Genomic DNA, 18,317 nt, shown 5'->3' on the forward strand with positions numbered 1-18,317 from the left:
CTGCGTTTCAAACACGGGGCAGCCCCCCTTAAACCCGATCGACAACCCCACCAGCCATCGCCACCGGCACGCCCGTAGTCCCCGGAAAACTAATCGCCAGCCCTTTCAACGCCCGCACCGCCATATACGCGAACCCCTCGGCCTCCAGCGCATCGCCGTTCCACCCGAGCACATCGGTAGGCTCCACTACCAACCCGGTCCGCTCGGCAATCATCGCCAGCATCGTCGGATTATGCCGACCACCCCCCGCGACCAGCAACCGAACCGGTCGAGCCGGCAAATGCCGCAAAGCCTCAGCCACAGTCGCCGCCGTAAACGCAGTCAAAGTCGCCGCTCCATCAGCCGCCGAGAGCCCTCGAGCCGGCTGGATCGTATAATCATTGCGATCGAGCGACTTAGGCGGCGGCGCATCGAAAAACGGATGATCGAGCATCGCCGTCAGCACCGTCTCGTCCACCCGCCCGGACGCCGCCAACGCGCCCCCGGCATCATACCGCGCGCCGGTCTCAGCCTCGACCCAGCTATCGATCAGCCCGTTCGCCGGCCCGGTATCGAACGCCACCAGCCCTTCGCGATCGGAAACCTGCGCCCGCTCCGGCGACATCTCCCGCGAATCATGCATGTCGCGCCCGCCGGGAATGAAGGTGATGTTCCCCACCCCGCCAAGGTTCAGCACCGCGACCGGCCCCTCGAGCCCAGCCGCCAACGCCGCATGATACACCGGCAGCAACGGCGCGCCCTGCCCACCAGCCGCGACATCCGCAGACCGAAAATCCGACACCGTCGTGATCCCGGTAGCCCGCGCCACCGCCGCCCCGTCGCCGATCTGCCATGTCCAGCGCCGATCCGGCCGATGCGCGATCGTCTGGCCGTGAAAGCCGATCACATCGACCTGCGCCGCAGCAACCCCCGCATCCGCCAGCAGCTTGTGCACCGCAAACACGTGCGCGCGCGTAATCAGCTCGCCCGCCGCAACCACCGGCGGACTCGCCCGCGGCTTGTCGAACGTCAGCGCCATGCGGGTCGCCTCGGCCAGTTCCGCCCGCGCCGCATCCGAATACGGCTCGCCACGAAACGCGATCGGCCGCACGAACGCCTCGCCGTCGGTCTCGATCAACGCCGCGTCGATCCCGTCGAGCGACGTCCCCGACATCAGTCCAATCGCTAGCATATCGGTTCCTTCCCGCGCAATCTCTTCATCCATGGCCGAAGCAATTTCGCGCGCCTAGAAAAAACCGAACTTTGCGCCTATGTGCGCGGGCTTCATGGCAACAACACTCCCCTCCCCGCCGAAGATCGGCATGGTCTCGCTCGGCTGTCCGAAGAACCTCGTCGACAGCGAGCGGATCCTCACCCAGCTTCGCGGCGACGGCTACCAGATGTCGCCCGACTATGCCGGCGCCGACATCGTCCTAGTCAACACCTGCGGCTTCCTCGATTCCGCCAAGGAGGAGAGCCTCGAGGCGATCGGCGAGGCGATCGCCGAGAACGGCCGCGTCATCGTCACCGGCTGCATGGGCAAGGAAGCCGACGCGATCCGCGCGCGCTTCCCGCAGGTGCTCGCGATCACCGGCGCGCACGAATACGAGCAGGTCGTCGGCGCGGTCCACGAGGCGGCGCCGATGCCGCCGTCGGCGTTCCTCAACCTGATCCCCGACGCCGGCCTGAAGCTGACCCCGCGCCACTACAGCTATCTGAAGATCTCGGAAGGCTGCAACCACCGCTGCTCGTTCTGCATCATCCCGTCGTTGCGCGGTGACCTCGTCAGCCGCCGCCCCGACGCGATCCTCCGCGAGGCGGAGAAGCTGGTCGAAGCCGGCACCAAGGAACTGCTGGTCATCAGCCAGGACACCTCGGCGTACGGCGTCGACCTGCGCCACGCCAGCTGGCCGGTGAAGACCGGCGGCCCGATGTCGCGCAACCAGGCTCGCGAGGTCCGCGCACATATGACCGACCTGTCGCGCGAACTCGGCAAGATCGCGCCGTGGGTCCGCCTGCACTACGTCTACCCCTATCCGCACGTCGACCACGTCATACCTTTGATGGCAGAAGGCCTCGTGCTGCCGTATCTCGACATCCCGTTCCAGCACGCCGCGCCGTCGGTGCTGCGCCGGATGAAGCGCCCCGGCAACGACGCGAAAGTGCTCCAGCGGATCCACAAGTGGCGTGAGATCGCACCCGACATCACGATCCGCTCGACCTTCGTCGTCGGTTTTCCCGGCGAGACCGAGGAAGATTTCCAGTATCTGCTCGACTGGCTTGACGAAGCGCAACTCGACCGCGTCGGCGCGTTCCGTTTCGAGCCGGTCGAAGGGGCCGCGGCGAATCTGCTCCCCGATCATGTGCCCGAAGAGCTCAAGGAAGAGCGCTACGCCCGCATCATGGAAAAGACCGCGGCAATCTCCGCGGCGAAGTTGCAGGCCAAGATCGGCCGCACACTCGATGTGATCATCGATGCGGTGGACGAAGAAGGCGCAACCGGCCGGTCAAAGGCGGATGCGCCGGAGATCGACGGCGAAGTTTTCCTCCGCGATGCCGGTCACTTGACGGTCGGTGACATCGTCCCGGTCACGATCGAAGACGCCGACGATCACGACCTCTACGGCGTGCCAGCCTAATCCCGCTTACTGTTCTCCCGCGAAAGCGGGAGCCCAGGAATCACGAACGATACCGCTTGTAATCCTGGACTCCCGCCTTCGCGGGAGAACGGCTAAGTTCGCGGGTCCGTCAGACCACGCTGCGCCCGGTGAACAGCTTCACCAGCACGACGATGACTGCGATCACCAGCAGGATGTGGATCAGCCCACCCGCAACGTGGAAGGCAAAGCCTGCCAGCCACAGGATGAGCAGGATGACGGCGATGGTGTACAACATTATTCGGTCCCCTTGAGAGTATCGGCCTCCCGGTACGGAGTGAAACGAGGCTGAAACGCGCCCTGTTCCGTCAACATTTCTGCCCTAGTCTAACCCCCTCAACCGACACGGAATAAAAATCACGGCGTTGCGCGCGTCAGCCGGTTCTGCTTCGTTGCGCGCATGATCCTACGCCTTCTCGCCGTCGCCGCGCTGCTGCCGGCCCCCGCCATCGCGCAATCACTCACCCCCGCCGAAACCGCGCAGATCGACACGCTGGTGACCGGTGCGCTCGGCGATACCGGCGTGCCATCCGCATCGATCGCCGTTGTCCGCGGCGGGCGGATCGTGTTCACCAAGGCATACGGCAAACCCTCCGAAGCGATCGCCGTCGCCGACCCGAAACTCCCCTACCAGATCGCCTCGATCTCGAAGCAGTTCACCGCCGCCGCGATCCTGCTGCTTGAGGACGAAGGCAAGCTCAGCCTCGACGACACCGTCGCGAAATACATCCCCGGCATCACCGGCGGCGACCGCATCACGATCCGCCAGTTGCTAAGCCACACCTCGGGCCTGCAGGATTACTGGCCGCAGGACTACAGCTTCGCCGCGATGGCGCACCCCGTCACGCCGCAGCAGATCGTCGACCGCTGGGCCAAGAAGCCGCTCGATTTCCAGCCGGGCACGCAGTGGCAATATTCCAACACGGGCTATGTCGTCGCCGGCATGATCGTCGAGAAGGTCGCGAAACAACCGCTGCTGAGCTTCCTCCAGCAACGCATCTTCAAGCCGCTCGACATCCGCGCACTCGATCAGGACAAGGCGATCGGCAAGGCGTTCCCGCAAGGTTACGGCCGGTTCGCACTCGGCCCCGTCCGCCCCGAGACACCCAGCGCGGACGGCTGGCTCTACGCCGCCGGCGAACTCTCGATGAGCGCCGAGGACCTCGCCAAATGGGACGTCGCGCGCCTCAACCGCACCACCCTCCCCGCCGACGACTGGGCCGCGCAGGAAACCCCGGTCAAACTCGCGGACGGCAGCAGCAACGGCTACGGCCTCGGCGTCTTCACCGGCAGCTCGAATGGCCGTCGCTATGTCGAGCACAGCGGCGAGGCGGTCGGCTTCCTCTCCGAAAACACCGTCTACCCCGACGACAAGGCCGCGATCGTCGTCCTCACCAACAGCTGGTTCAGCGACGCAACGGGCCGCATCGCCGCGGGCGTCGCCAAGATCGTCCTGCCGCCCGCCGCCGCCAACGCCGAAGACTCCGCCGCGCTCGCCCGAGCCCGCGCGGTCTACGACCAGCTCCGCACCGGCACGCTCGACCGCAAAGGCCTGACCGAGGACGCGAACTATTACTTCAAGCCGGTCGCGCTAGCCGACTACAAGACCAGCCTCGGCGCACTCGGCGAGCCCACCGCATTCGCACAAACCGGCAAGACCCGCTTGCGCGGCGGCTTCGTCAACCGCACCTACCGCATCACCTATCCCGACCGCACGCTCTCGCTCAGCACCTATGCCGAGCCCGGCGCGAACGGCCGGTACGAACAACTTCTGGTGGCGCCCGCACAATGACCGACTTCGCATCAATGCTGCAACCCGACCGCGGCCAGCCCGCAAGGACGATCCACGTCGTCCACCCCGACGCCTATGAAGGCTGGCTCGCCAAACAGTCGCAGCGCATCCGCACGACGGTCGCCGCGCACCGACTGACCGGCAAGGCCGGCGACCGCGCGGTGCTGCCCGGCGATACCGCCGACGACTGGTCGATGCTGCTGGTCTGCAACGAAGCGGTCACGTCGCCGTGGCGCATCGCATCGCTCGGCGCGTCGCTGCCCGCCGGGACCTATCGTCTCGCCGAAGGTCCGGTCGGTGCGGCAGGGCTCGGCTGGATGCTCGCCCAGCACCAGTTCACGCGCTACGTGAAGCCCGACGCGATCGGCACTCGCGTGCTCCTGACCGCCGACGCCGCCCATATCGACCAGACGGTGCGCCTCGCCGAAGCCACCGCGCTCGTCCGCGATCTCGTCAATACCGGCGCGTCCGACATGGGCCCCGCCGACCTCGAAGCCGCCGCCGAAACGCTCGCCAAACGCCACGGCGCGACGGTCACGACCACGCGCGGCGACGCACTCGCGACCGGCTACCCGATGATCCACGCGGTCGGACAGGCGGCGAGCAAGGACCGTGCGCCGCGGCTGATCGAACTCGAATGGGGCGACCCCGCGCACCCCCGTATCGCGCTGGTCGGCAAGGGCGTCACGTTCGACACCGGCGGGCTCGACATCAAGCCCTCCGCCGGCATGCGGCTGATGAAGAAGGACATGGGCGGCGCCGCCCACGCGCTGGCGCTCGCGAGCCTCGTGATGGCCGCCAAGCTCCCGGTCCGCCTCCACCTCCTGATCCCCGCGGTCGAAAACGCGATCGCCGGCAACGCCTTCCGCCCCGGCGACGTGCTCGCCACGCGCAAGGGCCTGACGGTCGAGAACACCAACACCGACGCCGAAGGCCGCCTCATCCTCGGCGACGCACTGACCAAGGCGGGCGAGAGCAACCCCGAACTGATCCTCGACTTTGCGACGCTGACCGGCGCGGCCCGCGTCGCGCTCGGTCCCGACCTGCCGCCGCTGTTCACCGACGACGAGTCACTCGCCGCCGACCTGCTCGCGGCCGGGCTGGAGCAGAACGACCAGATGTGGCGCCTGCCGCTCTGGAACGGCTATGACGAGATGTTGAAGTCGGATGTGGCGGACATGGTCAACGCGCCCGATGGCGGTTTCGCCGGCGCGGTCACCGCCGCGCTGTTCCTGCGCCGGTTCGTGCCGAAGGGGACGCCTTGGGCGCATCTCGACGTCTTCGCGTGGCGACCGTCCGCGAAACCGGGGCGGCCGAAGGGCGGCGAGGCCTACGCCCTCCGCGCGGCCTTCGCGATGTTGAAGACAAGGTTCACGCTTAGCTAGCCCGTTCCCCCGCGGAGGCGGGGGTCTAGGGTTACGAACGATACCCTGTGAGATCCTGGGCCCCCGCCTCCGCGGGGGAACTGGGTATTCCGCCCAGGACCATCTAACTCGCCGTAAACTGCCCGAACGGCAGCAATTTATCCGCCAGCGTCTTCGTCGCATTGGCATCGCCAGCCCGCAGCGGCACCAGCACCGCCATCGCCGCCCGCTTGATGAAGCCGTCGATCGCGGTCGGCGTCGGCGCCTTGCTCGCCGTCTCGACCAGCGCACGCCCTCGCGCATCGTTCGGGTCCAGCTCCAGCCGCAACAGCCCCGCCAACCCGGCGAACATCGCGCGATTGCCGCCCAGCGCCACCGACCGATCCAGCGCCTCGAACCCGGTCGCCTTCTGCGCACCCGCCACCGCACGCCCGACGAACCGCCCGAGCTTCGCGATCACGCCGACATGCCACGCGCCCAGCGCCGCCTGCGCCTCGGCATTGCGCGGATAGCGCGTCACCAGCGCCTCGTACTGCTTCCGCGCTGCAATCGCCTGCCCGCGATTGCCGAGCAGTTTCGCGCGATAGCCGTTCGCCATCGCCTGCATGATCGCGGCCTCCTGGTCGTTCGGCGAGCGGCTCAGCGCCTGCCCCGCGACCGCCGCCGCCTTGTCGATCCGCGCGAGCGCAACGCCGCGGTCACGATCGACGAACCCGGCCTGGGTCAGCAACTCGCGGGGCGTCTCGGCCCGGGCGGGAACCGACGACGCCACCGCGCAGACCGCGATCGAGGCGCCTACGCATCCGGGAAACCATCTGGCCATATCAACCCTCGCACGAAAGCCGCTTCACGCCGACCAACGATCAGATCGCCGAATCGCCCATTAATCGTAAGACCACAGGGTTTATCGGGACTTAACGCTTTCCGACGCAAGCCTCCGACACCCCGTCAAAGCGAAGCCGCCGCCTCGATGATCGGCACGAACTTCTCCGCGGTCAGGCTCGCACCACCCACCAGAGCGCCATCGACGTTCGGGGTCGCGAGGATGGACGCCGCGTTCGCGCCCGTCACCGAGCCACCGTACAGGATCCGTACCCCCGCCGCTGCCTCGCCGATCAGCATCCGCAACTTGGCGCGCGCGATGGCGTGGATCGCCGCGATCTCGTCGAGCGTCGGCGTGCGCCCGGTACCGATCGCCCAGCGCGGCTCGTACGCCAGCGTGAACCAGCTGCCATCCGCATTGTCCGGCACCGATTTCTCGATCTGCGCCTGCACGACCCGCTCGGCACGATCCGCATCCCGCTCCGCCTCGGTCTCGCCGCAACACAGGATCACCTGCAAGCCCTGACGCCGCGCCGCCGCAGCCTTCGCCCACGCATCGTGGCTGGTCTCATGCTGGTCCGCGCGCCGCTCGGAATGGCCGACGATCGTGAACGACGCGCCGACCTCCTTCACCATCCCGGCCGATACGCACCCGGTATGCGCGCCCGAATCCGCCTCGTGCACGTCCTCCGCACCGATCGCGAGCCCCGGCACGCGCTCCGACGCCGCCCCGATCAGCGTGAACGGCACCGCGACCGACACATCGACCCCCGGCGCAGCGCTCGCCGCAGCCGCGATCGCATCGAGTTCGACGAGCATCGCCCGCGACCCGTTCATCTTCCAGTTTCCCGCTACCAGCTTGCGCCGCATCACTATCTCCCCGATCATTTTGCCCAGCGATAGCGCCGCCCCCGCGCCGCACAACCCCCGCGCACACCCCGCCACAACCCAGCACGGGGCCACCCGCGCCTGCATGACCTTGAACCGCCCGACTTGAAGAGCCGCCCTCGCCCCCGTAAAGCATCCGCGTTCCCATCCCTGTCGATCGGCTGTCCATGCTCGCTTTCTTTCGCCGCCTTACCCATTCGAAGGTCGGCGTGGTCATCACCTTCATCGTGCTCGGCGTGATCGCGCTCGCGTTCGCGGCCGGCGACATCGCGGGCCTGAGCTCGATGACCGGTGGCGCAGGGATCACCGGCGGCGACGTGGCCAAGGTCGGCAAGGCCGAGGTCACCGAGAACGAGCTGAAGACGCAGGCACAGACCCAGCTCGAAGGCTTCCGTCAGGAACAGCCGACGCTCGACATGGCGACCTTCGTCAATCAGGGCGGGCTCGACGGCACGCTCGACCGGATCATGTCCAGCATGGCGCTCGAACAGTTCGGCCGTGCGCAGGGCATGGTCGTCAGCAAGCGCGCCGTCGATGGCCAGATCGCCAGCATCCCCGCGCTGCAGGGCCCGACCGGCAAGTTCGACGAGAATCTCTACCGCCAGGTGCTCGCCCAGCGGAAGCTGACCGACGCACAGATCCGCAGCGACATCGTCCGCGACACCTACGCGCAGCAGCTGACGATCCCGAGCACCGGCGCGACCCAGGTCGCCAGCCAGCTCGCGCTGCCCTACGCATCGCTGCTGCTCGAAAAGCGCACCGGCACGATCGGCTTCATCCCCGCCGCGGTCGTCCCCGCCGGCCCCGCGCCGAGCGACGCCGACCTCGCCACCTTCTACAAGCGCAACGTCGCACGCTATACCGTGCCCGAGCGCCGCATCGTCCGCTACGCAGTTGTCTCGCCCGATCAGGTCAAGGCGCAGGCCGTCCCGACCGACGCCGAGATCGCCCAGGCCTATCAGCAGGATCGCGCCCGCTATGCCGCGACCGAGAAGCGCACGATCACGCAGGTCGTCGTCGCCGATCAGGCCGGCGCCAACGCGATCGCCGCCAAGGTGAAGGCCGGCACCAGCCTCGCCGACGCCGCCCGCGCCGCGGGTCTCGAAGCGTCGACCCAGACCGGCGTCGAGAAGGCCGCCTATGCCGGCACGACATCCGCGCAGGTCGCCGACGCCGCCTTCGCCGCCGCCAGCGGTGCGGTGATCGGCCCGGTCCGTACGCCGCTCGGCTGGACCGTCGCGAAGATCGACAAGGTCGAGGCCGTCGCCGGTCGCTCGCTCGACCAGGTCCGCGGCGAGATCGCCGCCGCACTCGGCATCCGGAAGTCGGCCGAGGCATTGTCCGCGATCCACGACAAGATCGACGATTCGCTTTCGGCCAACGCCACCTTCGACGAGGTGATCGCCGACCAGAAGCTCAAGCCCGTCACCACGCCCGCGTTGATCGCGAACGGCATCAACCCCGACGACACCACCAGCAAGCCCGATCCCGCGATCGCGCCGCTCGTCGCCGCCGCGTTCCAGGCGGCCGAGGGTGACGGCCCGCAGCTCGTCCAGCTCGGCACCGATGGCGGGTTCGCCGTCGTGGCGCTCGGCCGGGTCGTTCCGGCCACGCCGCGTCCGCTGGCGCAGGTTCGCGCCGCCGTGCTGCGGGACGTGAGTGCCGAGCGCGCGCGTCAGGCCGCGCGGAAAGTCGCCGCCGACGTGCTCGCACGGATCAACAAGGGCATGCCGATCGCGCAATCGCTGGCGCAGACCAAGCTGCCGATCCCCGCCCCGCGTCCGCTGACCGCGTCGCGCGCGCAGATCGCCGCCGATCCGCGCGGTGCGCCGCCTGCGCTCGCGCTGATGTTCAGCATGGCGCCGAACACCGCCAAGACGCTCGCCGCGCCCGACGACAGCGGCTGGTTCGTCATCAAGCTCGACAGCATCGCCAGCGGCAACGCGGCCGGCAACGACGCCGCGATCAAGGCCGCGCGCGCCAATATCGGCCGCTCGGTCGGGCGCGAATATGTCGAGCAGTTCGCCAAGGCGGTCCGCGCCGAGGTCGGCGTGAAGACCAACGCGGCATCGCTCGCGCGCGTCCGTGCGGACCTGCTCGGCCAGGGCGGCACCGGGAACTGATCGGATGACGGGCGCGCGCGCAGCCTTGGCCGAGGGGCGCCCCGCGCTCGTCTGGCGTCGTCAGGTCGCCGACACCGAAACGCCGGTCGCCGCCGCGCTGAAGCTGATCGAGCCGGGGCGTGGCGACTTCCTGCTCGAATCGGTCGAGGGCGGTGAGACACGTGGTCGCCACAGCTTGATTGGCCTCGCGCCCGACCTGCTGTTCCGCGCAAACGGCCACAGCGCCGAGATCAACCGCCACTGGGCGACCGATCGCGAGACGTTCGAGCCGTGCCCGGTGCCGACCCTCGACGCCTTGCGGATGCTGGTGGCCGAGTGCCGCGCGGAGGTTCCGCCCGAACTTCCCCGCGCGCTAGCCTGCCTGGTCGGGTATTTCGGCTATGAGACGATCGGCCTCGTCGAGGACCTGCCGCAACCGCCGGTCGACCCGCTCGGCCTGCCCGACATGATCTTCGTGCGGCCGACGGTGGTGCTCGTGTTCGATCGCCTGACCGATGCGCTGTACCTTGTCGCGCCGGCCTGGCCCGATCCTTCGCGGGATGCCGACGCGATCGTGACCGAGGCGGAAGAGCGTCTCGATGCGGTCGCCGCGAAGCTCGCCAGCACGCCCGTCCCCGCCCCGATCCGTGCCGACGTCGCCGAGCCCGTCTACACGCCCGCGCTGCCCGAGGGCCGGTACGGCGAGATGGTCGCCACCGCGAAGGACTATATCCTCGCCGGCGACATCTTCCAGGTGGTCCTCGCGCAGCGCTTCAGCACGCCGTTCGCGCTACCCCCGTTCGAGCTCTACCGCTCGCTAAGGCGCATCAACCCGTCGCCGTTCCTGTATCACCTCGACCTGCCCGGCTTCGCGCTGATCGGCTCGAGCCCCGAAATCCTCGTCCGCGTCCGCGACGACGAAGTGACGATCCGCCCGATCGCCGGCACCCGCCCACGCGGCAAGACCGCCGCCGAGGACGAGGCGAACCGCGTGAGCCTGCTCGCCGACCCGAAGGAGCGCGCCGAACACCTGATGCTGCTGGATTTGGGCCGCAACGACGTCGGTCGCGCCGCATCGCCAGGCTCGGTGAAGGTGACCGCCAGCTACGGCGTCGAATTCTACAGCCACGTCATGCACATCGTCTCGAACGTCGTCGGCACGCTGTCCCCCGACAAGGACGCGCTCGACGCGCTGTTCGCGGGCTTCCCTGCCGGCACCGTCAGCGGCGCGCCAAAGGTTCGCGCCTGCCAGATCATCGCCGAGCTGGAACCCGAGCGGCGCGGCGCGTATGCGGGCGGTGTGGGCTATTTCTCCCCCGACGGATCGATGGACTCGTGCATCGTGCTGCGGACCGCGGTGGTGAAGGACGGCACGATCCACGTCCAGGCCGGCGCCGGCATCGTCGCCGACAGCGTCCCCGAATACGAACAGCGCGAGTGCGAGGCGAAGGCCGGCGCGATTCTCGCCGCTGCTCGCGAAGCCGTTAGCCGGGCAAAGGCACCGGGTTTCGGTCAGTAAGGCTCTGTGCCCACGGACAAGGCGGGCCGGAGCTGGACAACCCAACCACCCCGGCGAAGGCCGGGGCCCAATTGGTGAGGTCGCGGTAACGGGCCGCAACGTCCATCTCGACCGTCCCCCAATTGGGCCCCGGCCTTCGCCGGGGGGGGCGTTGTTTTTGGCTCCGCAAACGTCCAAATGACAAAAGCTTACGGCGTAGTATTCGTCTCGCTCGCTGGCGCACGACGCTCCGCCGCATACGCCTGGTTACGCTGCATGAAGCAGCCCGACTGCCCCCCGGTCCCGACCGCCGAGCACGTATCCGGCAACCCACCGGCAACCCGCCCGATCTGATCCATCGTCGCCGCTCGGTTCACCCAGCTCTGGTTCTGCGCCGCGATCGGTTTGTCCTCACGCAACGACTTCGGGATGCGGTACGGCTGGTCGAGCGTCGAGCACACGACGATCTCGCCGCCGCTCGACTTGGGGCATTTCTGGTCGCCGGTCAGCGTGACGCTACGGATACGCTGGGGCGGGGTGTCGACCTGCGCGTCCTGGGCATACGCCATGCCGGGAAGTGCGATCAGTGCAGCGAGGACGACGGTACGTAACATCGGTTAAGGCTCCTTTGAACGGATAACGTCCGTCACGCGGCATTGCTCCGCGCTGAATGATGCGCCGCCTGCGCTTCCGATATAGGAAGGCACCCGACGATCCGCGACTGTTCGATGGCGGAATTAGGGCAATCGGTCGCAGCGCGGTTGATGGAGCGTAACATCGGGCGCCGCTGCCATGTTGCACCGCGCCCCGCTTAGGCTATGGCGGCGCCATGATCCTCGTCGTCGACAATTACGACAGCTTCACCTGGAACCTCGTCCATTACCTGATGGAACTGGGCGCCGAGGTGGAGGTCGTCCGCAACGATGCGATCTCCGCCGGGCAGGCTCTGTCGTCGGGCGCGGACGCGTTCCTCATTTCCCCCGGCCCCTGCACGCCGACCGAGGCAGGCGTCAGCCTCGATCTGGTCGCGGCCTGCGCGGATGCCGGCAAACCGTTGCTCGGCGTGTGCCTCGGTCACCAGGCGATCGGCCAGCATTTCGGCGGCAAGGTCGAGCGCGGCGGCCTCATGCACGGCAAGACCTCGCCGGTGCTCCATGACGATACCGGCCTGTACGCAGGGTTGCCCTCGCCGTTCATCGCCACGCGCTACCATTCGCTGATCGTCAACGCGGTGCCGGAGACGCTGGTGGTGAACGCCACAGCGCAGGACGGCACGGTGATGGGCTTCCGCCACAAGACGCTGCCGATCCACGGCGTGCAGTTCCACCCGGAAAGCATCGCCACCGAACACGGCCACGCGATGCTGGCGAACTTCCTGAAGATGGCGAACATCCCCCACGTACTCCCCTCCCGCCTGCGGGAGGGGTCGGGGGAGGGCAGCGCCGCGCCCACGACCTCGGCTGGACAGGAAGCCCCTCCCCTGACCCCTCCCGCAAGCGGGAGGGGAATGTGAACCTCCCAGACCCAACCTCGCCCCTATCCCGCGAATCCGCCCGAGAAGCCTTCGCCGACATCCTCGACGCGCGCGCCAGCGACGACGCGATCGCCACCTTCCTCACCGATCTGGCGACCCGCGGCGAGACCAGCATCGAGATCGCCGAAGCCGCCCGCGCGCTGCGCGACCGGATGATCCCGATCAACGCCCCCGCCGGCGCGATCGACGTCTGCGGCACCGGCGGCGACGGCCACCACACGCTTAACGTCTCGACCGCCGTCGCGCTGGTCGTTGCAGCGTGCGGCGTCCCCGTCGCCAAGCACGGCAACCGCGCCGCCTCCAGCAAGGCCGGCGCCGCGGACACGCTCGAAGTCCTCGGCCTCGACATGGACCGCGCCGGCGCCACCGCCGAGGCCAGCCTCAACGAGATCGGCATCGCCTTCCTCTTCGCCGCCAACCACCACCCGGCGATGAAGCGCATCACCCCGATCCGCCAACGCATCGGCAAGCGGACGATCTTCAACCTGATGGGCCCGCTCGCCAACCCCGCCGGCACCACCCGCCAGCTGATCGGCATCGCTCGCCCCGACTACGTCGCGCTCTACGCCGACGCGCTGGAGCAACTCGGCACCGAAGCCGCACTCGTCGTCTCGGGCGAAGAAGGCCTCGACGAAATCTCGGGCGCCGGCCCCAGCATCGTCGCCTCGGTCGGCAGCGTCGCGCTTCCTGCCAGGATCACCCCCGAAGACGCCGGCCTCACCCGCCACGCCATCACCGATATCCGCGGCGGCGACGCGGCGCACAACGCCGACGCGCTCCGCCGCCTGCTGAAGGGCGAGGCGGGACCCTACCGCGACGCCGTCCTGCTCAACGCCGCCGCCGCCTTGATGGTCGCCGGCACTGTCCCCACTCTCGTCGAAGGCGCCGCGCAAGCCGCCGCCGCCCTCGACACCGGCAGCGCCGACGCGCTGCTCGCCCGCTGGATCGCCTACTGACATGACCATGCTCGACCGTATCCTCGAGACCAAGCGCGCCGAAGTCGCCGCGCGCAAGGCCACGACCTCGCTCGCCGATATCGATGCCGGCATCGCCCGGATGTCGAAGCCACGCGGCTTCCGCGCCGCACTTGATGCGAAAAAGGGCGACACGAAAACCGGCTACGCACTCGTCGCCGAGGTCAAGAAGGCGAGCCCCTCGAAGGGCCTGATTCGCGCCGATTTCGACCCCGTCGCGCACGCCCGCGCCTACGAAGCCGGTGGCGCCGCCTGCCTGTCGGTCCTCACGGATGAAAAGTGGTTCCAGGGCTCCGACGCCTATCTGACCGCCGCGCGCGACGCCGTCTCGATCCCCGTCCTCCGGAAAGATTTCATGGTCGACCCGTGGCAGTCGACCGAAGCGCGCGCGATCGGCGCCGACTGCATCCTGATCATCGTCGCCGCGCTCGACGACATCCAGATGGCCGAGATCGAGGCGTCCGCGCTCGAATGCGGCATGGACGTGCTGGTCGAGGTCCACGACGCACACGAGATGGAGCGCGCGCTGAGGCTCAAGTCGCGGCTGATCGGCGTCAACAACCGCGACCTGCGCGACTTCACGGTCGATTTCCAGCGCACCTACGATCTCGTCGGCAAGGCGCCCAAGGACTGCACCTTCGTCGCCGAGAGCGGGCTGACGACCCGCGCCGAACTCGACGCGATGGCCGAGCACGACATCCACTGCTTCCTGATCGGCGAAGCACTCATGCGCCAAGACGACGTCGAAGCCGCCACGCGCGCGCTCGTCGGGTGACCGGCCTAACCCACATCGACGAAGCCGGCGCGGCAAGAATGGTCGACGTCGGCGGCAAGGCGGTCACCGCCCGCGAAGCCGTCGCCTCCGGCCGCATCACCATGTCCGCCGAAGCCGCCGCGGCAATCGGCGCCGGAACCGCGAAAAAGGGCGACGTCCTCGCGGTCGCACGGGTCGCCGGCATCATGGCCGCCAAGCGCACCAGCGACCTGATCCCCCTTTGCCACCCGCTCCCGCTCACGAAGGTCGAGATCGACCTGGTCGTGGACGAAACCGGCGTAACCGCCACCGCCACCGCCTCGACCGAAGGCAAGACCGGCGTCGAGATGGAAGCCCTGACGGCGGCCACGGTAACGCTCCTGACGATCTACGACATGGCCAAAGCGATCGACAAGACGATGGTCCTCTCGGACATCCGCGTCAGAGCAAAATCCGGCGGCAAATCCGGCAACTGGACCGCGTAACAAACCCCTCTCCCTGAAGGGGAGAGGGAGAGACGCCGAAGGCGGCGAAGGGTGAGGGCAAGCCAAGCCGGACGCGCTCGGCTATGGCCCCTCAATCCTCATCCATAGACCAGTCGTGGCTCTCCACGATCGTCGACTCCACCGGCCGCCCCGCCGCATCGAGCGATGGATCATACCGAAACCGCTGCTCGATCAGCCGGCACGTAAGATCATCCAGCACCCGGCTCCCGCTCGACCGCGTCACCCGGCACCGCGACACCCGCCCGTTGGTTTGAACCAGATACCGCACAGAAACCCGCCCCCGGATCCCGGTCTCGGCGGCCTCGCGCGGATAATCCGAGTCCCGCAACCGCCCGCTGCGCCACTCCGGCGGCGTCTCCTCGCCCCCACCGCCGTCACCGTCCCCATACCCACCGCTCCCGGTCCCATTACCGATCCCGCCACTCCCGGTTCCCGGCCCGCGAACATTCGAAGCCCCCGAGGTCGCCTCCGCACCCACCCCAGCCTTCTCCGCCACCACGACAGGCGGCGGCACGACGATCGGCACGATCGGCGGCGGCGCCACCACTTCGGTAGCCTTCGACTTCAGGTTAGGCGGCGACGCAGCCCCCTCGGGCTTGCGGCTAGGCGACGGCCGAGGCCTGACCTTCTCCTCGGGCGGCGGCGGCGGAGGTGGCGCCACGCTGAAAACTTTCAGCGCATCGGTCACGGCCGTCGGCAACGGCACCACGAGCCCATAAATCAGCGCATAGCCCAGCAACCCCGACACCACGACGGCCCCCGTCGCCGCGCCGATCCTGTCTCTCGCCCGAGGCTGATTGCGTGTCATCATACTGATCTGGTGTCTCTTTCCCCCAAACAAAGCCCCGCAAAGGATGAACCCCCGCTGGCTGGAGGTTCGAAGTACGCGTTAGAAGATCACCCGCAGCCCCTAGCCGGCCCGGAAGAAAACGGAAGCACACCGACCTACCAGCACCACCCCGGCGAAGGCCGGGGCCCAATTGAGAAGGCCAACATTATCGCGACCGCCATCGGCCAAACCCTTGTTTCCCCGCGAAGGCGGGGACCCAGCCTGGCCTCCCGCCTTCGCGGGAGAACAAGGAGGCGGTAGCTATCATTCGATATCGGTCAGGCCAGGCAGGGCGCTAGCGGGCAAGCGCCCCGCACCCCGCACAGCCAACAACACCTGTCCTACACACCAGACCCATGGCAAAGCACGGAACATACCCACGCACCCTGCGCTTCCCCCATTCGAAACCGCCCCAAAACACAAACCGCCAAAACGCTCCCAGCGTCTATACTTCCTATACTTCACTTTTCAGAACCGCCCGAAAACAGAGTCTTACGCATGACCCTCGTCCCCGTCGCCGAAGCCCAGACCCGCCTCTTCGCCATGGCCCCCCGCGTCGGCCGCGAGACCGTCCCCCTGCGCGAAGCCGCCGGCCGCTGGGCCGCGCAGGACATCCTCGCCCGCCGCACGCAACCCGCCGCCGACCTCTCGGCCATGGACGGCTACGCGATCCGCTTCGAAGACCTCCCTGGCCCCTGGAAAGTCATCGGCGAAAGCGCCGCCGGCCGCCCCTTCACTGGCAAGGTCGCCCCCGGAGAGGCCACCCGCATCTTCACCGGCGCCGCGATGCCCGAAGGCGCCGACACCGTCATGGTCCAGGAAGAGGCCGAACGAGACGGCGCCACACTGATCCTAGCCGGCGAAGGCCCCCCGACGCTCGGCCGCAACACCCGCCGCAAAGGCCTCGACTTCTCGACCGGCACCCGCCTGATCGCCGCCGGCGACCGCCTCAGCCCGGCGCGCATCGCCGTCGCCGCGACCGGCGGCCACGGCAGCCTCGCCGTCAACCGCCGCGTCCGCGTCGCCGTCGCCGCGACCGGCGACGAACTCGTCCCCCCGGGCTCGACCACCGACGGCGTCGCGCTCCCCGAATCGAACGGCATCATGCTGGCGGCAATGCTCGCCGACATGCCCGTCGACATCATCGACCTCGGCATCCTCCCCGACACTCTCGAAATCCTGCGCGACGCCTTCGCCAGCGTAGAGGCAGACCTGCTCGTCACCACCGGCGGCGCCTCGGTCGGCGATCACGACCTAGTCCGGCCCGCGATCGAAGCCGCCGGCGGCTCCATCGATTTCTGGCGGATCGCACTGCGCCCCGGCAAGCCGATGATGGCGGGTCGGATCGGCGGCATGATGGTGCTAGGGCTGCCCGGTAATCCCGTGTCGGCGTTCGTCACCGCGACGCTGTTCGTAAAACCCGTCGTCGCGCACATGGCCGGCGCGCGCGACCCGCTGCCCCAGTCCACGCATGCGCTACTCGGCGAAGACCTCCCCGCCAACAACGCCCGCACCGACTATCTCCGCGCCGAACTGCGCGACGGGAAAGCCTATGCCTCGACGATCCAGGACAGCTCGATGCTGCTGACGCTGGCGCGCTCGACCTGCCTGATCGTCCGCGCCGGCAACGCGCCAGTGGCACGGACAGGCGAATCGGCGGAAATCCTCGTCATCGCGTGATACGCACGCTTGACGTCGTTAATTATGTTCCATAGAAGTTCCTCGTCTGTTCCGGACGGAGAACCGCCATGCTCACGCGCAAGCAGCACGAACTCGTGTGCTTCATCAACGATCGCCTCAACGATACCGGCGTCTCGCCGTCGTTCGAGGAGATGAAGGACGCGCTCGACCTCAAGTCGAAGTCGGGCGTCCACCGTCTGATCAGCGCGCTCGAGGAGCGCAACTTCATCCGCCGCCTGCCGAACCGCGCGCGCGCACTCGAAGTGCTGCGGATGCCCGAGCGTGCGGAGAAGAAGGCGCCCTCGAAGGCCTCGAACGTCAAGGCGGCCCCCACCGCCGCGACGCCGCACCCGGCCAACGACGTCATCGAGATCCCCCTCCACGGCAGGATCGCGGCCGGCGTCCCGATCGAGGCGTTCGAAGGCAGCACCATGCTAGCCGTCCCCGCCGCGTTGCTCGGCACCGGCGAACATTATGCGCTGGAAGTCTCCGGCGACTCGATGGTCGAAGCCGGCATCCTCGACGGCGACTACGCGCTGATCCGCCGCACCGAGACCGCCCGCGACGGTGAGATCGTCGTCGCCCTGATCGAAGACAGCGAAGCCACTCTAAAATACTTCCGCCGCGAGGGCGCCATGGTCCGCCTCGACCCGGCCAACCGCGCCTACGACCCCCAACGCTACGCCCCCGCGCAGGTCCGCGTGCAGGGCAAGCTATCCGGCATCCTCCGCCGCTACGACTGAACCGCCGCCGCCTTCTCTGCGCAGCATAGAGAATATGTTCGCGCGGAGACGCGGAGACGCGGAGGTGTTTCGCTTGGGGAGAGCCTTGCGGGTTCAAACGACCGCGGGAGGGACGGCCGGGTAATCTTCAACCTGGTCCAGTTTTTTGTGTAAGACACTGCTCCGCGTCTCCGCGTCTCCGCGTGAAAATTCATC

Annotated in this window: 17 protein-coding genes; 11 read left to right on the forward strand and 6 right to left on the reverse strand. The window is 68.2% G+C overall.

Annotated features, from left to right (window positions below):
- Window positions 1–28 precede the first annotated feature (28 nt).
- On the reverse strand, window positions 29–1,171 hold the full coding sequence (locus NLI89_RS12515; RefSeq protein ID WP_254687320.1) for an anhydro-N-acetylmuramic acid kinase: 1,143 nt from the start codon (window positions 1,169–1,171) through the stop codon (window positions 29–31).
- 94 nt (window positions 1,172–1,265) lie between these two features.
- On the opposite strand from NLI89_RS12515, the gene rimO reads away from it, so the two are divergent.
- Window positions 1,266–2,618, forward strand: a complete 1,353-nt coding sequence (gene rimO, locus NLI89_RS12520; protein WP_254687321.1) for a 30S ribosomal protein S12 methylthiotransferase RimO — start codon at window positions 1,266–1,268, stop codon at window positions 2,616–2,618.
- A gap of 109 nt (window positions 2,619–2,727) precedes the next feature.
- On the opposite strand, the gene NLI89_RS12525 is transcribed toward rimO, so the two are convergent.
- The gene (locus NLI89_RS12525) at window positions 2,728–2,874 is read right to left on the reverse strand and encodes a lmo0937 family membrane protein (RefSeq protein WP_128452849.1); all 147 of its coding nucleotides are present in this window, start codon (window positions 2,872–2,874) and stop codon (window positions 2,728–2,730) included.
- 162 nt (window positions 2,875–3,036) lie between these two features.
- Between NLI89_RS12525 and NLI89_RS12530 the strand changes: the two genes are divergently transcribed.
- Window positions 3,037–4,428 (forward strand): serine hydrolase domain-containing protein, encoded by a 1,392-nt coding sequence (locus tag NLI89_RS12530; RefSeq protein ID WP_254687322.1) that lies wholly within the window; start codon window positions 3,037–3,039, stop codon window positions 4,426–4,428.
- Window positions 4,425–5,813 carry a leucyl aminopeptidase family protein gene (locus tag NLI89_RS12535; RefSeq protein WP_254687323.1) on the forward strand — a complete coding sequence of 463 codons (1,389 nt, stop codon included), beginning with the start codon at window positions 4,425–4,427 and terminating at the stop codon, window positions 5,811–5,813. The genes NLI89_RS12530 and NLI89_RS12535 overlap by 4 nt, the downstream gene beginning before the upstream one ends.
- Before the next feature lie 103 nt (window positions 5,814–5,916).
- On the opposite strand, the gene NLI89_RS12540 is transcribed toward NLI89_RS12535, so the two are convergent.
- Together NLI89_RS12540 and tpiA are read right to left on the reverse strand one after the other, a co-directional pair.
- The gene (locus tag NLI89_RS12540; protein WP_254687324.1) at window positions 5,917–6,615 is read right to left on the reverse strand and encodes a hypothetical protein; all 699 of its coding nucleotides are present in this window, start codon (window positions 6,613–6,615) and stop codon (window positions 5,917–5,919) included.
- A 125-nt stretch (window positions 6,616–6,740) separates the two neighbouring features.
- On the reverse strand, window positions 6,741–7,484 hold the full coding sequence (gene tpiA, locus NLI89_RS12545; protein WP_302675764.1) for a triose-phosphate isomerase: 744 nt from the start codon (window positions 7,482–7,484) through the stop codon (window positions 6,741–6,743).
- A 185-nt stretch (window positions 7,485–7,669) separates the two neighbouring features.
- Here tpiA and NLI89_RS12550 point away from each other — a divergent pair, with 185 nt between their 5' ends.
- Both NLI89_RS12550 and trpE read left to right on the forward strand, forming a co-directional pair.
- Entirely contained in the window at window positions 7,670–9,625 is a 1,956-nt protein-coding gene (locus tag NLI89_RS12550; RefSeq protein WP_254687325.1) for a peptidylprolyl isomerase, read from the forward strand.
- Between the two features lie 4 nt (window positions 9,626–9,629).
- On the forward strand, window positions 9,630–11,123 hold the full coding sequence (trpE, locus tag NLI89_RS12555) for an anthranilate synthase component I (protein WP_254687326.1): 1,494 nt from the start codon (window positions 9,630–9,632) through the stop codon (window positions 11,121–11,123).
- 188 nt (window positions 11,124–11,311) lie between these two features.
- On the opposite strand, the gene NLI89_RS12560 is transcribed toward trpE, so the two are convergent.
- Complete coding sequence (locus tag NLI89_RS12560; protein ID WP_187504394.1) at window positions 11,312–11,716, reverse strand: hypothetical protein; 405 nt, start codon at window positions 11,714–11,716, stop codon at window positions 11,312–11,314.
- 215 nt (window positions 11,717–11,931) lie between these two features.
- On the opposite strand from NLI89_RS12560, the gene NLI89_RS12565 reads away from it, so the two are divergent.
- From NLI89_RS12565 to moaC, 4 genes are read left to right on the forward strand one after another with little or no spacing between them, the layout of a single operon-like run.
- A complete protein-coding gene (locus tag NLI89_RS12565) occupies window positions 11,932–12,615 on the forward strand; it encodes an anthranilate synthase component II (RefSeq protein ID WP_254687327.1) in 684 nt (227 codons plus the stop codon).
- Window positions 12,612–13,592, forward strand: coding sequence for an anthranilate phosphoribosyltransferase (gene trpD / locus NLI89_RS12570; RefSeq protein WP_254687328.1), 981 nt, complete (start codon window positions 12,612–12,614; stop codon window positions 13,590–13,592). The genes NLI89_RS12565 and trpD overlap by 4 nt, the downstream gene beginning before the upstream one ends.
- A 1-nt stretch (window position 13,593) precedes the next feature.
- Window positions 13,594–14,385 carry an indole-3-glycerol phosphate synthase TrpC gene (gene trpC, locus NLI89_RS12575; protein WP_254687329.1) on the forward strand — a complete coding sequence of 264 codons (792 nt, stop codon included), beginning with the start codon at window positions 13,594–13,596 and terminating at the stop codon, window positions 14,383–14,385.
- Window positions 14,382–14,849, forward strand: a complete 468-nt coding sequence (gene moaC / locus NLI89_RS12580; protein WP_254687330.1) for a cyclic pyranopterin monophosphate synthase MoaC — start codon at window positions 14,382–14,384, stop codon at window positions 14,847–14,849. Before trpC ends, moaC begins: the two co-directional genes overlap by 4 nt.
- 91 nt (window positions 14,850–14,940) lie before the next feature.
- Here the strand turns inward: moaC and NLI89_RS12585 are convergent, their stop codons facing one another.
- Window positions 14,941–15,681 (reverse strand): energy transducer TonB, encoded by a 741-nt coding sequence (locus tag NLI89_RS12585; RefSeq protein ID WP_254687331.1) that lies wholly within the window; start codon window positions 15,679–15,681, stop codon window positions 14,941–14,943.
- A 516-nt stretch (window positions 15,682–16,197) separates the two neighbouring features.
- On the opposite strand from NLI89_RS12585, the gene NLI89_RS12590 reads away from it, so the two are divergent.
- Complete coding sequence (locus tag NLI89_RS12590; RefSeq protein ID WP_254687332.1) at window positions 16,198–17,379, forward strand: molybdopterin molybdotransferase MoeA; 1,182 nt, start codon at window positions 16,198–16,200, stop codon at window positions 17,377–17,379.
- 68 nt (window positions 17,380–17,447) lie between these two features.
- The gene (gene lexA / locus NLI89_RS12595) at window positions 17,448–18,122 is read left to right on the forward strand and encodes a transcriptional repressor LexA (protein ID WP_254687333.1); all 675 of its coding nucleotides are present in this window, start codon (window positions 17,448–17,450) and stop codon (window positions 18,120–18,122) included.
- Window positions 18,123–18,317 lie beyond the last annotated feature (195 nt).

Source organism: Sphingomonas faeni (assembly GCF_024273235.1).
Taxonomy (GTDB): domain Bacteria; phylum Pseudomonadota; class Alphaproteobacteria; order Sphingomonadales; family Sphingomonadaceae; genus Sphingomonas; species Sphingomonas faeni_A.

Coding starts and splice junctions, on each gene's coding strand:
- NLI89_RS12515 (WP_254687320.1), bottom strand. CDS start 1,171: ATGCTAGCGATTGGACTGATGTCGGGGACGTCGCTCGACGGGATCGAC.
- rimO (WP_254687321.1), top strand. CDS start 1,266: ATGGCAACAACACTCCCCTCCCCGCCGAAGATCGGCATGGTCTCGCTC.
- NLI89_RS12525 (WP_128452849.1), bottom strand. CDS start 2,874: ATGTTGTACACCATCGCCGTCATCCTGCTCATCCTGTGGCTGGCAGGC.
- NLI89_RS12530 (WP_254687322.1), top strand. CDS start 3,037: ATGATCCTACGCCTTCTCGCCGTCGCCGCGCTGCTGCCGGCCCCCGCC.
- NLI89_RS12535 (WP_254687323.1), top strand. CDS start 4,425: ATGACCGACTTCGCATCAATGCTGCAACCCGACCGCGGCCAGCCCGCA.
- NLI89_RS12540 (WP_254687324.1), bottom strand. CDS start 6,615: ATGGCCAGATGGTTTCCCGGATGCGTAGGCGCCTCGATCGCGGTCTGC.
- tpiA (WP_302675764.1), bottom strand. CDS start 7,484: ATGCGGCGCAAGCTGGTAGCGGGAAACTGGAAGATGAACGGGTCGCGG.
- NLI89_RS12550 (WP_254687325.1), top strand. CDS start 7,670: ATGCTCGCTTTCTTTCGCCGCCTTACCCATTCGAAGGTCGGCGTGGTC.
- trpE (WP_254687326.1), top strand. CDS start 9,630: ATGACGGGCGCGCGCGCAGCCTTGGCCGAGGGGCGCCCCGCGCTCGTC.
- NLI89_RS12560 (WP_187504394.1), bottom strand. CDS start 11,716: ATGTTACGTACCGTCGTCCTCGCTGCACTGATCGCACTTCCCGGCATG.
- NLI89_RS12565 (WP_254687327.1), top strand. CDS start 11,932: ATGATCCTCGTCGTCGACAATTACGACAGCTTCACCTGGAACCTCGTC.
- trpC (WP_254687329.1), top strand. CDS start 13,594: ATGACCATGCTCGACCGTATCCTCGAGACCAAGCGCGCCGAAGTCGCC.
- NLI89_RS12585 (WP_254687331.1), bottom strand. CDS start 15,681: ATGATGACACGCAATCAGCCTCGGGCGAGAGACAGGATCGGCGCGGCG.
- NLI89_RS12590 (WP_254687332.1), top strand. CDS start 16,198: ATGACCCTCGTCCCCGTCGCCGAAGCCCAGACCCGCCTCTTCGCCATG.
- lexA (WP_254687333.1), top strand. CDS start 17,448: ATGCTCACGCGCAAGCAGCACGAACTCGTGTGCTTCATCAACGATCGC.